The 12201-nt window shown below is 35.0% G+C and carries 15 protein-coding genes; 6 read left to right on the top strand and 9 right to left on the bottom strand.

Annotation, left to right across the window (positions count from 1 at the left end):
• Position 1: 1 nt before the first annotated feature.
• Positions 2-565 carry a DNA-3-methyladenine glycosylase I gene (locus tag KWG70_RS01755; protein WP_230934270.1) on the bottom strand — a complete coding sequence of 188 codons (564 nt, stop codon included), beginning with the start codon at positions 563-565 and terminating at the stop codon, positions 2-4.
• A 143-nt stretch (positions 566-708) separates the two neighbouring features.
• Here KWG70_RS01755 and KWG70_RS01750 point away from each other — a divergent pair, with 143 nt between their 5' ends.
• Positions 709-1329, top strand: a complete 621-nt coding sequence (locus KWG70_RS01750) for a thioredoxin family protein (RefSeq protein ID WP_230934269.1) — start codon at positions 709-711, stop codon at positions 1327-1329.
• Here KWG70_RS01750 and KWG70_RS01745 read toward each other — a convergent pair whose 3' ends face one another.
• The 8 genes from KWG70_RS01745 to KWG70_RS01710 form a co-directional block, all read right to left on the bottom strand.
• Positions 1330-2082: a hypothetical protein gene (locus tag KWG70_RS01745; RefSeq protein ID WP_230934268.1), complete on the bottom strand. Its 753-nt coding sequence runs from the start codon at positions 2080-2082 to the stop codon at positions 1330-1332. It lies immediately after the preceding gene.
• 58 nt (positions 2083-2140) lie between these two features.
• Positions 2141-2680: a hypothetical protein gene (locus tag KWG70_RS01740; RefSeq protein ID WP_230934267.1), complete on the bottom strand. Its 540-nt coding sequence runs from the start codon at positions 2678-2680 to the stop codon at positions 2141-2143.
• Positions 2681-2717: 37 nt separating this feature from the next.
• Entirely contained in the window at positions 2718-3410 is a 693-nt protein-coding gene (gene truB / locus KWG70_RS01735) for a tRNA pseudouridine(55) synthase TruB (protein ID WP_230934266.1), read from the bottom strand.
• Between the two features lie 2 nt (positions 3411-3412).
• Entirely contained in the window at positions 3413-4210 is a 798-nt protein-coding gene (locus KWG70_RS01730; protein ID WP_230934265.1) for an undecaprenyl-diphosphate phosphatase, read from the bottom strand.
• A gap of 75 nt (positions 4211-4285) precedes the next feature.
• Positions 4286-4543, bottom strand: a complete 258-nt coding sequence (locus tag KWG70_RS01725; protein ID WP_230934264.1) for a DUF3098 domain-containing protein — start codon at positions 4541-4543, stop codon at positions 4286-4288.
• A 6-nt stretch (positions 4544-4549) separates the two neighbouring features.
• A complete protein-coding gene (locus tag KWG70_RS01720) occupies positions 4550-4900 on the bottom strand; it encodes a hypothetical protein (protein ID WP_230934263.1) in 351 nt (116 codons plus the stop codon).
• Between the two features lie 56 nt (positions 4901-4956).
• Positions 4957-5616, bottom strand: a complete 660-nt coding sequence (locus KWG70_RS01715) for a hypothetical protein (protein WP_230934262.1) — start codon at positions 5614-5616, stop codon at positions 4957-4959.
• 13 nt (positions 5617-5629) lie between these two features.
• A complete protein-coding gene (locus KWG70_RS01710; protein WP_230934261.1) occupies positions 5630-6508 on the bottom strand; it encodes a cell division protein FtsX in 879 nt (292 codons plus the stop codon).
• Between the two features lie 122 nt (positions 6509-6630).
• On the opposite strand from KWG70_RS01710, the gene KWG70_RS01705 reads away from it, so the two are divergent.
• The 5 genes from KWG70_RS01705 to KWG70_RS01685 all read left to right on the top strand — a co-directional run bounded on the left by KWG70_RS01705 (position 6631) and on the right by KWG70_RS01685 (position 12199).
• Positions 6631-9669, top strand: coding sequence for a leucine--tRNA ligase (locus tag KWG70_RS01705; RefSeq protein ID WP_230934260.1), 3039 nt, complete (start codon positions 6631-6633; stop codon positions 9667-9669).
• A gap of 7 nt (positions 9670-9676) precedes the next feature.
• Entirely contained in the window at positions 9677-10039 is a 363-nt protein-coding gene (locus tag KWG70_RS01700; RefSeq protein ID WP_230934259.1) for an outer membrane protein assembly factor BamE, read from the top strand.
• A 41-nt stretch (positions 10040-10080) separates the two neighbouring features.
• Positions 10081-10596 (top strand): hypothetical protein, encoded by a 516-nt coding sequence (locus KWG70_RS01695; RefSeq protein ID WP_230934258.1) that lies wholly within the window; start codon positions 10081-10083, stop codon positions 10594-10596.
• An 84-nt stretch (positions 10597-10680) separates the two neighbouring features.
• Positions 10681-11376, top strand: coding sequence for a zinc metallopeptidase (locus tag KWG70_RS01690; RefSeq protein ID WP_230934257.1), 696 nt, complete (start codon positions 10681-10683; stop codon positions 11374-11376).
• 97 nt (positions 11377-11473) lie between these two features.
• Positions 11474-12199: a Bax inhibitor-1/YccA family protein gene (locus KWG70_RS01685; protein WP_230934256.1), complete on the top strand. Its 726-nt coding sequence runs from the start codon at positions 11474-11476 to the stop codon at positions 12197-12199.
• Positions 12200-12201 lie beyond the last annotated feature (2 nt).

The following is a 12201-nucleotide window of genomic DNA, read 5'->3' as shown; positions in this document are numbered from 1 at the left end:
TCTAAACCTCATTATACCTAAAGCAGTTAATTTCGTGGTCATTTACCATCCCTGTAGCTTGCATATGAGCATAAACAACAGTTGAGCCTACAAATTTAAAACCTCGTTTTTTTAGGTCTTTACTAATCGTATCACTAAGCGGTGTATTTGCAGGAGCTTTTCTATAATCTTTAAAACTATTTTTAATAGGCTTACCATCGACAAAACCCCAAATGTATTTTGAAAATGAACCAAATTCATCTTGAATTTTCATGAAAGCCTGTGCATTGGTTATGGTTGCATTTACTTTAAGTTTGTTTCTAATAATACCTTCATTTTGAAGTAGCTTATCTACTTTTTTCTGATTGTATTTCGCAATTGTTTTATAATCAAAATGATCAAATGCCTTTCTAAAGTTTTCACGCTTTCTTAAAACAGTAATCCAACTTAAACCCGCTTGAAACGTCTCTAAAATTAAGAATTCAAATAAAGTATCATCATCATAAACAGGAACTCCCCATTCCTCATCGTGATACGCTTCATAAAGTGTGTCTCCTTCACACCAACCACATCTGTGTTTTGCCATAATAGTTCTATTGAATTTTAAAAATAGTAAGTTTTTGCTTAATAATCCGTCTTATTTTAGGACGATGTAAAAGGTTTATTGATTTCATGATTAAAATCAGCTTTCATTGCATTAGTTTCACTTAAATTGCACATCTAAATATTATGACAACATTGGAACAGATAACAGTACAAGACATTATAAAGGACAGCTTAAAAAAAGCAATTTCATATCAGGATTACCGCACACTAGTACATCAATTAGTAGAAGATGAATCTACTAGTGGTAATGAAAAAACAGAACCCTTAGTTAACTACACAATGCTTAACGACCGTCGAATGAAACGTTGGGATAAAACCGTTAAAGTTTCTGAAGACATTAAAGAACGTTTTGCTAATTTTAACGGAAATGTAACATGGTTGGTCATTACCGAAAGTTGGTGTGGTGATGCGGCTCATGTGATACCAGTACTTAATAAATTGGCAGAATTGTCGGAGCACATCGATTTGAAATTGGTGTTTAGAGATGAAAATGATGAGCTTATGAATCAGTTTTTAACTAATGGTGGACGCGCAATTGCCAAGTTAATCATGATTGATAACATTACGGGAGATGTTGTAAATACATTTGGACCTAGACCAAGTGAAGCAACACAAATGGTTAACGATTACAAAGCAGAACATGGTACATTAACTCCAGAGTTTAAAGAAGATTTACAGGTTTGGTACAATAAAAATAAAGGTCAAAATATTATTGAAGATATGGTAGGCCTTTTAGAATTGTAATTACTTTCCTTGAAAATAATACGTAATAGACCCAATCTGACTTTTTCTGTCCGCTGAAGAGAATAGGGCGTTTTTTGCATATTCTAAAGCAGTATCAATTAAGCATTGATTCTTGCTTGATGACGATGAGTTGATATAAGTATCTGTGACTTGCCCAAGTTCATTAACCGTAATATTCACCACAATTTTTCCACTAACTTCACACAAATACACAGGAGGTGGTAACTTAACTCTTGATCGATTGGTTAAAGAAAAAGACACACTACTATTGGCATTCCCTTTATTGTTTTTAGCATCTTCTTTTGGTGAATGCATGGCTAAAACGTCATTTGCTTTATTGAAGGTTTTACGCTCGTTTTCTTTTAAAGCATAATTTTTTGAACTTCCATATGATGAGTTAGAGGTCATTACCTCTTCAGATGTGGAAGATGACTCTTCTTGAGGCTCTTCAGAATCTTCTGAGGTGTCTTCAGGTTGAGAATTCATAGACTTGAAGTTCCGCATCATTTCCTTGAACTCTTCATCTTCATTAAAAGCTTGGTTTGTTTTCGGACTCACATTTTCCTGCTCTTCAAGAGCTTTTAAACGCTCTAATTTCTCAAGTTCTTCAATAGTTTGAGGTTCGAGTTCGTAATAACTTTCGGCTATAAATTCTGCTTTTTTCTTGATATGAAAACTAAACATAGCAAGAACTAACGTTCCTGTAATTAAGGACGTGATAAGGAGTGCTTTATGTTTTTCAACAAAATTCAAGTAGGCAAATTTTAATTATAGTTGGTCTGTTATATACGTTCAATATACATAAATTGGATTAAAAGAGCATGAATTCAAAGAAAATGGCAAAGCTAGAGAGCTTTTCAGTTTGCCTAAAACCAAAGCGTTTTCTACTAAAATCGAAACCGATTAAGAATGAATTTTTGAAGTCATCGTCATAGGCACGATACCCAATACCTAATTTATACGTATTCCCGTTTTCAAAGGCTTTCCCTAGGTCGACCAATTTCCCGTAACCACCACGAACAAAGACCTGATCATCAAAATCGAAGATGTTATACGTAAAATCGAGATATACAGGCAAAAAGTTTAAATTTTGGTCTATGTAGTGGTCGTATTCAATATTGAGCCCTAAACTGGAGCGCGTGTCAAATTGGTAACCAATCGTATTGTTTATGAAAATACCGTTGAGATTAATAAATGATTCACCATCATCATTGGCAATGGTATAATTATCATTTGTAGTTAAAGTTGCAGATAATGATGCCTTGTAGAAAATTCCGCGCGTTTTTTCTTCATCTTGCGCTTGAATCATCAAAACGGACAATAACAATAGTAAAGTAGAGAGTTGCTTCATGATTAATTTTTGTTAGAAGCAAAACAAGCATCAAGAATTATTCCGAAGAAAGCGTAGCAATAAAATCTTCTGGAGAAACGGCGTTTTCAACATCAAAATCTCCTATTTTAGTGCGACGCAATACCGAAAGATGTGCTCCAGAATTTAGGGCTTTACCAAAATCATGAGCCAATGAACGAATATAGGTGCCTTTACTGCAAACAACTCTAAAGTTCACATGTTGACCATCGATATGTGTAATTTCAAATTCTGAAATATGAACAGTTCGTGATTTTATGTCTACAGCTTCACCAGCACGCGCATACTCATACAAACGTTTTCCATCCTTTTTTAATGCTGAAAATACAGGAGGAAACTGTTCAATTGCTCCAATAAATTGCTTGGTGGTGTCTTTAATTAAGGCTTCGGAAATGTGCTCGACAGGAAATCTTTGGTCGATTTCAGTTTCAAGATCATAGGAAGGTGTAGTGCTTCCTAAAACGAATGTACCTGTATATTCTTTGTCTTGCCCTTGAAAGGTATTGATTTGTTTGGTCATTTTCCCAGTACAGATAATCAATAATCCTGTGGCTAGAGGATCTAATGTTCCAGCATGACCTACTTTGATTTTTTTAATATTGAAGGCTTGTCTAATTTCCCATCTCAGCTTATTAACGGCTTGAAAGGAGGTCCAATTAAGGGGTTTGTCAATAAGTAAAACCTGTCCAGATTGAAAATCTTCAGCTGTCATTATTAACGGTTTAATAGGGTGAAAATAATTGCTGTGATACCAACAATAACGCAGTAAAGTGCGAAGTAAGAGAGCTTGCTTTTTTTAACTAGAGCAATCATCCATGTACAAGCAAATAGTCCAGAAATGAATGCTGCGATAAAACCAATTCCTAAACTTGTAAAGTTGGCACTTTCATAAGTAATATCACCACTCCATATATCTTTAGCTATTTTTCCAAAGATTAAGGGTACGACCATTAAAAATGAGAAACGAGCAGCTCTGGTTTTATCATTCCCTAATAATACAGAGGTAGAAATTGTTGCTCCAGATCTTGAAATACCGGGAAGCAAGGCAATAGCTTGTGAAATACCAATAATGAACGCATTAGGGAAACTTACTTTTTTATTGGTATCCTTAGCGCGATCTGCTAAAAATAGTAATGCTGCAGTGACAATAAGCATGCAGCCTACGAGTAAGATGTTTCCGCCAAATAATTGTTCTAATTGTTCTTCAAAAAAGAGACCAACGATTACAGCAGGAATCATAGATATAGCAATTTTAGACACAAATTTCAAATCGTCATTCCATTCAAACTTTAAAATTCCTTTGATAAGGTCTAGAATATCTTTTCTAAACACAACCATAGTACTAAGGGCAGTAGCAAAATGTAAAACGACTGTAAATAATAGGCTTTCTTTTGGTACCGACTTATCGCCAAGAATAGCCTTGCCTAATTCGAGATGACCACTTGATGATACTGGTAAAAACTCGGTAAGTCCTTGAATAATTCCTAATAGAATTGAATCGATGATATCCATGAGGCAAAAATATCAAAATTGATGTACCTAGTGCTAAAAAGTATATGAATTTCTAAAAAAGAGTTGCTTTTGAGATTAAGATCCTTTATTCGGGTTTAATAAAATCGCATAGACCTGAATACCAAAACCTATAAGAACCAAAGTTGGCGCTAAACGAATACGTCTCCAGTTAAAGATTTCTGGGTTAAATACATTTGGGTCGTCACTACCACCTCCAGACATTAAAATAAAGCCAAGTGCTATACAGGCTAAGCCTATAATCATGAATTTGTAATTCTTCTTTCCGAAGATAAAATCGCCTTTAGATGTTTCTTTACGTTTCTGTTCTCCCATACTATTTTAAAACTCTGAAAAAATAATCTCATCACCTACTGCTAATTGTGCTATATGCTCTGAGGTACCGAAAAATAATTTTGGTAAGTGCAAAGTAACGGTTTTATTTAAAACTTTTGCGTTAAGAGAATCTAAATTTAGACCGCGTTCTAATCCGCGATTAATATAATAGTGGTCACCATGGTCATCGCTAAAAATAATATCAGAGGATGTTCCTTCTTTAATACTGATGATTTTTTCAATTTCAATATCGCATTCTTCAGGCTTTGGATTGGTAATGATACAGGAATTAAATGATAAGGTTATTATAAAAAAGAGACTAAGGGCTAGGACAAAAAAAGGACGCAGTTTTTTCATGACTAGTGGGTTGATGTTCAATGATAACGTATGAAACCACTAGGATATTATATGGTCTAGCTTTTCTTCTTAGATCGTCCTTCAGAAAACACAATGTTGTTTACTAAAGCTTCGAGTTCTTCTCGCTGTGCATCGGTATCATACGAAATAACGATTAATAAGCTAAAGCCCTTTGTAATTGTTGACATATATTGCTGTTGAAATTGTGAGCCTAAATAGTCAACATCAACTTCTAGAATATCAAACGAGTAGTTATCCATAACTTTAGGTTCGTCTACATAATTAAATGTATAATCTAGCTGCATCTGTTCCATTAACTTTTGGGCTTCTACTAAGTAATCTTTCCCACGTTTTACCTGTGGAAATTGATTGATGTTTTCTGCAATAAGACTAATAGATGGATTGTAGCCTAATGTTGATCCTAACTCATATTTATAGGCCGTAAATAAAGTCGCATTATTTATAGTTGAAGCATCTATAGCACGTTTTAGATCTTCATCTGCAATAAGGTCTCTTCCAAGCTCAGAAATCTCTTTGCGTTCTTCTACTGATTGTACATCCCAAGTTGCATCAAAAGGCATACGCATTTTAAAATAACTGTTGGTATATACGCCGTTTTCAACTTTACCATAATCGAAATTTTCGGGAATATTAGAAGACTCTGTTTTACATGCAAAAGCTGTAAGAATAGTGATAAGAAATAATAGTTTTTTCAAAATAATATAATATTTAATAATACAATTGGTCGGTTTTTAAATTCAAGAAACGCTGTGTCGCAATAAATGTACTTACCCAAGTAATTAAAATACCTAAAAGGAAAATACCAATAAACAGAGCACTAATTAATACAGGTTTTTGAAGTAATTCTAGTTCTGGGAATGTTTTATTGAGATAATAGAGTACAACTCCCATTCCTACTAAAGCTACAATAGCTCCAATAACTCCTAATTGAATACTTTTAAAAACAAAAGGTTTTCTAATAAAGCGTTTTGTTGCACCTACCATTTGCATGGTTTTTATAATAAAACGTTTAGAGTACACGGCTAAACGTATCGAACTGTTGATTAATAACACAGCAATTAATGTAAAGACAGCACTAAGGATAAGAACCCAAAATGTAATTTTTTTGACATTATCATTCATTAATTCAACAAGGTTGTTGTCATATTTAATGTCTTCAATAAAGGCTTTGTTAGATAACTCTGCTGTAATACCATCTAAAGTTTCGTTAGTCACAAAATCTGCTTTAAGGTATACATCTATTGAGTTTTGTAAAGGATTAGTTCCTAAAAATTCGGTAAAATCTTCGCCGAGATCAGATTTTACGATTTGCGCAGCTTCTTCTTTAGAGACATATTTCGCTTCTTTGGTATAATCTGCCATGGCTAAACTTTTTTGAAGTTGATTCACTTCAACATCCTTTGCAGAGTCGTTCAAATAAATGGTCACAACAACTTGCTCTCTAAAATGATCGGCTACTTTTTTAGCATTTAGCACCAATAAGCCCAAACATCCTAATAAAAATAAGACTAAAGCTATACTGATGACTACAGAAAAGTAGGAGGAAATTAATTTTCGTTTTTGATATTGATCAAAAGATGACGCCATAAATAGAACAGATTAATGATGTAAAAATAAAAAACAATTTGTTTGTTTAAGGTTTACAACGCTTAAACTTTTAAATGTGTTGTAATACCTTTAAATTTGCGGTCTAAATTTGCAAAGAAACCATGAGTTATCATTTTAATGAGATTGAAGCCAAATGGCAAAAATATTGGGCAGACAACCATACGTTTAAAGCTGAAAATAACAGTGACAAGCCTAAATATTATGTATTAGACATGTTCCCTTATCCTAGTGGAGCAGGTTTACATGTTGGCCATCCCTTAGGTTATATTGCAAGTGATATTTATGCACGTTATAAGCGTCATAAGGGGTTTAATGTCTTACATCCACAAGGGTATGATAGCTTTGGTTTGCCGGCAGAGCAGTATGCTATTCAAACAGGTCAACATCCAGCAATTACTACTGAAACTAATATAAAAACATACAGACGACAACTGGATCAAATCGGATTTTCATTTGATTGGAGTAGAGAAGTACGTACGAGTAATCCAGACTATTATAAATGGACGCAGTGGATTTTTATTCAGTTGTTTGAGTCTTACTATTGTAAAGATTCAAATATGGCAAGACCGATAGCCGAATTGATCTCTGTTTTTGAAGCCGAAGGAAATGCAAGAATAAATGCAGCTTGTGATGATGATGTTACAGCGTTTACTGCTGAAGATTGGAACGGTTTTTCTTCGGAAGAACAACAAGATATGTTGCTAAAATACAGACTGACCTATTTAGCCAAAACTGAAGTGAACTGGTGTCCTGCATTGGGAACCGTATTAGCCAATGATGAGATCGTAAACGGTGTGTCTGAACGTGGAGGCCATCCTGTGATTAGAAAGAAAATGACCCAATGGAGTATGCGAATTTCAGCCTATGCTGAACGTTTGCTTCAAGGATTGGACACCATTGATTGGACCGACTCGCTAAAGGAGAGTCAGCGCAATTGGATTGGAAAATCGGTTGGTGCTTCAGTAACGTTTAATGTGAACAATCATGATGCTGTTATTGATGTATTTACCACACGTCCTGATACTATTTATGGTGTGTCGTTTATGACCTTAGCACCAGAACATGATCTCGTGTCGAAAATTACAACAGCAGCTCAAAAGGCAGAAGTGGATGCCTATATCGAAGCCACAGCAAAACGAAGCGAACGCGATCGCATGGCAGATGTAAAAACCATTTCTGGCGCTTTTACTGGTGCTTATGCCGAGCATCCATTTACTAAAGAACCAATTCCGATTTGGATTGGTGATTACGTACTAGCAGGTTACGGAACAGGCGCAGTGATGTCTGTACCATGTGGTGATCAACGTGATTATGATTTTGCTAAGCATTTCAATATCCCGATACCTAATATTTTTGAAGGGGTTGATATTTCCGAAGAAGCCTATTCAGATAAAGACAATACGGTTATCGCCAATAGTGATTTCCTTAACGGAATGAACTATAAAAAAGCGACCAAACGTGCTATTTACGAATTGGAACAGTTAGGTCAAGGCGAAGGTAAAACGAATTATAGATTACGTGATGCTGTGTTTTCACGTCAGCGTTATTGGGGCGAACCGTTCCCAGTGTACTATGTGAACGGTAAACCACAAATGATTGCACTTGAGCATTTACCAATTGTATTACCTGAAGTGGAAAAATACTTGCCAACCGAAGAAGGTGAACCACCTTTAGGTCGTGCCGATGTTTGGGCTTGGTGTACCGAAAGTAATGCTGTGGTGCCTAATGATAAAATTAATGATACAACTGTATTTCCTTTAGAACTAAATACAATGCCAGGTTGGGCAGGAAGCTCTTGGTATTTCTTCAGATATATGGAAGAAGCTGCGAATAGAGGTAATGTGTTTGCTACGGAAGATGCATTAAAATACTGGGAAAATGTAGATCTCTATATTGGAGGAAGCGAACATGCGACAGGACATTTATTGTACTCGCGCTTTTGGGTGAAGTTTATGCACGATAGAGGATTTGTTGGTGTAGATGAGCCGTTTAAAAAGCTGATTAATCAAGGGATGATCTTGGGGACGAGTGCTTTTGTTTATAGATTAACACTTGAAAATCATTCCGATTATTTAGCTAATGTGTTAACTGGAAATGAATTTACTCAAGAGGAAAAAAGGAAAATCGATTCTTTTATAGAAATCTACAATAATAAGGTTTTTGCCTCATATGAATTTGTTAAAAATCATCCTTTTAAAGAATGGATTCCAGAACAAAATAAAGGAACCCTTCATACATATATTCCTGAGATATATGAAGCATTGAGAAATCACTTTAAGGATATGTCGAAGGTAATTGAGGGTATTGGTTTTACCGTTTCTAAAGTGCATGTAGATGTTTCATTTGTTGATTCTTCTGATAAGTTGAATGCTAATAAATTTGAAAAATGGAGACCAGAACTGAGTAATTCTGAATTTTTATTAAAAGAAGGTTCATTTTTAGTGTCTCGCGAGGTCGAAAAAATGTCCAAGTCTAAATACAATGTCGTTAATCCTGATGCGATTTGCGAGCAATATGGTGCTGATAGTCTACGTTTGTATGAAATGTTCTTAGGGCCTTTAGAGCAAGCTAAGCCTTGGAATACAGCTGGTATTACAGGTGTTCATGGGTTCTTAAAAAAGCTATGGAAATTGTATGTGGATGATAATGGCATAAAGGTTAACGATGCCGAGCCTTCAAAAGATAACTTGAAAACACTTCATAAAACGATTAAGAAAGTAGAAGACGATATTGAGAACTTCTCGTTCAATACGTCTGTGTCGACCTTTATGATTGCTTCCAATGAGTTGACACAACAAAAATGTACAAGTAAGGCTATTCTTGAACCATTATTGGTATTAATTTCGCCGTATGCACCTCATATTGCTGAAGAGCTATGGAGTAAATTAGGAAATGACCAATCGATCTCGACAGCTCCATTTCCGAAGTTTGAAGAGAAACACTTGGTAGAAAGCAGTAAGAACTATCCAATCTCTTTTAACGGTAAAATGCGTTTCACCTTAGAACTGCCTTTAGATATGAGTAAAGATGATATCGAAAAAACGGTGATGGCCCATGAAAAGACAATCGCACAATTACAAGGGCGTGAGCCTAAAAAGGTGATTGTGGTTCCTGGAAAAATTGTTAATATAGTAGGATAAAATTAAGATGTTTAGGATTAAGAAATACGATAAGGTTGTGCTGTTCTTTTTTGCAGCAATTGTTATCGGTTATTCTCTTATCTGGCTTTTTGAAGAACGATTTGATAGAGACGAATGGATTACTAATCCGCGAATGCGTTATAAAATGGCAGACCATATTGTGAGTAGTGATACGCTAATTGGAAAGACTAAAGAAGAAGTTATTTTTATTTTGGGTAGCCCAGATGCAGACAACCTTATTGAAGTGGATCACGTGTCTTATGATATTGGAAAAGCCCCAAGTTTCTTTAAATCTGGAGAACGACAACTCATTGTTTTTTTTGAAAGTAATCTAGCTTTTGAAGTTGCAGTTGTATCCTCAGAAGATTGATAAGCTTAAGAACTTTCATTATTTTTACTAAAACATATAGTATGAGAGGTCTTTTATTTTTTGTTATTCTGTTAGTTGCAACGTCAACATTTGCTCAAGACAAAGTGTTTCCAAATGATTACTTAGGTATATATCAAGGAGATTTGGTAATTACCAATCCGCAAGGGAAACAGACTATTCCTATGGAATTTCATTTTAAAGACACCGATTCTCTTGATGTCTTCACTTATAAACTTGTGTATATTGTTAATGACAAACCCGTTGAAAAGGATTATATATTAAGAGTGAAGAATAAATCTAAAGGCGAGTTTCTTATCGATGAAAATAATGGTATCATATTGTCCGCTAACTATATTGATAACACATTATATAGTGTTTTTGAAGTTCAAAATAGTTTATTGACTACCACAGAAACCTTTTATGATGATAAGATGGAGTTTAAAATTGTGTTCTCTAATATGAATGACAAGACCAACATTGAAGGCAATGAGGACACACCTCAGGTTATCAATTATCCTGTGACTGTCATACAAAAAGCGATTTTAACAAAACAATAACTGACAAAATTCCCCTAACAATACCATTGGCTTACTTTTTGTAAATACATTAATAACAATTTAATTCTTAAAATTATGAATGGAATGATGGGATATTACATACTAATTGGTGCCATAGCATTGGTAAGCTGGTTGGTAAGTAATCAATTAAAACAAAAATTCGCAAAGTACTCTAGAGTACAGTTGCGCAATGGCATGAGCGGACGAGAAGTTGCTGAAAAAATGCTTGCAGATAATGGTATTATGGACGTTGAGGTTATTTCTGTGGCAGGTCAGCTAACAGATCATTACAATCCAAAAAATAAAACAGTCAATTTAAGTGAAGCGGTTTACAATCAACGTAATGCTGCTGCGGCGGCAGTTGCTGCCCATGAGGTAGGACATGCTGTTCAACACGCTCAAGCGTATAGTGCTTTAGGAATGCGTTCGGCACTAGTACCAATTGTTAGTGTTACCTCAGGAATGTCACATTGGTTGGTCATTGGAGGTTTAATTCTAGGTGCTGCTGCAGGTGTTGGTCTAGGCTATTGGGTATCAGTTGCTGGACTCGTATTTATGGGATTTGCTACTTTGTTTAGCTTTATTACATTGCCTGTAGAATATGATGCAAGTAACAGAGCATTAGCCTGGTTAAAGAACAAAAATGTTGTGACTCCCGACGAGTATAAAGGTTCTGAAGATGCTTTGAAATGGGCAGCAAGAACGTATCTGGTTGCAGCTGTAGGTGCATTGGCGTCACTTTTATATTGGGCACTCCAAGTATTTGGCGGAAGCGATTAAAGAAAAATACATATAAGATTTTAGCCGAATTACGTTTTTTTACACGTGATTCGGTTTTGTTTTATTACTTTCGATATAACTAAAATTAAATGTACTTATGGAAAATTTCAATCAAAACCCCATTGAAAACACTAACGAAAAATTGATGATTAGCGCTTTGTCTGCTACTGATCGTGTAGCATTCTATAAAAAGACGTATGCTCATGTTGCTGGAGGTGTACTCGTGTTTATTTTGTTTGAATGGATGCTTTTACAGAGTGACACTATTGTTAATTTTGCATTGTCAATGACGCAAGGATGGCGATGGCTTATTATGCTTGGTGGTTTTATGTTTATTACCAATTACGCCGAAGGAATGGCTTTGAAAACACCAGATAAGAATAAGCAATACTTGGCTTATGGACTGTATATCTTAGCCGAAGCTTTTATTTTCGTACCACTTCTCTATATAGCCACTGCATTTTTGAATGATGGTGGTGATATTTTATATCAAGCGGTTATTGTAACCCTTTCTTTATTTACTGGATTATCGGCAGTGGTATTTATAACCAAGAAAGATTTTTCGTTTTTAAGAACTGGAATAATGATTGGTTTCTTTATTGCTATGGGACTCATTGTAGCTGGAATACTTTTTGGATTTAATCTAGGTTTATGGTTCTCTGTAGCCATGTGCCTATTAGCAGGTGGTTCTATCTTATATCAAACGTCTAATATGGTACACAAATATTCAACCGAGGATTATATACCTGCAGCTTTAGGATTATTTGCATCGTTGATGTTGCTTTTTTGGTATGTATTACAAATTTTCATGTCGAGAGATTAATT

This window comes from Psychroserpens luteolus, from assembly GCF_021032705.1.
Lineage (GTDB): Bacteria > Bacteroidota > Bacteroidia > Flavobacteriales > Flavobacteriaceae > Psychroserpens > Psychroserpens luteolus.
Note: the sequence above shows the minus strand (reverse complement) of the source record. Positions and strands in the feature narration are given on the sequence as shown.

Bases quoted from the DNA above. Each gene is read 5' to 3' on its own strand.
- KWG70_RS01685 (WP_230934256.1), top strand. From the start codon at position 11,474: ATGGAAAATTTCAATCAAAACCCCATTGAAAACACTAACGAAAAATTG.
- KWG70_RS01720 (WP_230934263.1), bottom strand. From the start codon at position 4,900: ATGAAAAAACTGCGTCCTTTTTTTGTCCTAGCCCTTAGTCTCTTTTTT.
- KWG70_RS01730 (WP_230934265.1), bottom strand. From the start codon at position 4,210: ATGGATATCATCGATTCAATTCTATTAGGAATTATTCAAGGACTTACC.
- KWG70_RS01690 (WP_230934257.1), top strand. From the start codon at position 10,681: ATGATGGGATATTACATACTAATTGGTGCCATAGCATTGGTAAGCTGG.
- KWG70_RS01725 (WP_230934264.1), bottom strand. From the start codon at position 4,543: ATGGGAGAACAGAAACGTAAAGAAACATCTAAAGGCGATTTTATCTTC.
- KWG70_RS01750 (WP_230934269.1), top strand. From the start codon at position 709: ATGACAACATTGGAACAGATAACAGTACAAGACATTATAAAGGACAGC.
- KWG70_RS01710 (WP_230934261.1), bottom strand. From the start codon at position 6,508: ATGGCGTCATCTTTTGATCAATATCAAAAACGAAAATTAATTTCCTCC.
- KWG70_RS01740 (WP_230934267.1), bottom strand. From the start codon at position 2,680: ATGAAGCAACTCTCTACTTTACTATTGTTATTGTCCGTTTTGATGATT.
- KWG70_RS01695 (WP_230934258.1), top strand. From the start codon at position 10,081: ATGAGAGGTCTTTTATTTTTTGTTATTCTGTTAGTTGCAACGTCAACA.
- KWG70_RS01700 (WP_230934259.1), top strand. From the start codon at position 9,677: ATGTTTAGGATTAAGAAATACGATAAGGTTGTGCTGTTCTTTTTTGCA.
- KWG70_RS01705 (WP_230934260.1), top strand. From the start codon at position 6,631: ATGAGTTATCATTTTAATGAGATTGAAGCCAAATGGCAAAAATATTGG.
- truB (WP_230934266.1), bottom strand. From the start codon at position 3,410: ATGACAGCTGAAGATTTTCAATCTGGACAGGTTTTACTTATTGACAAA.
- KWG70_RS01755 (WP_230934270.1), bottom strand. From the start codon at position 565: ATGGCAAAACACAGATGTGGTTGGTGTGAAGGAGACACACTTTATGAA.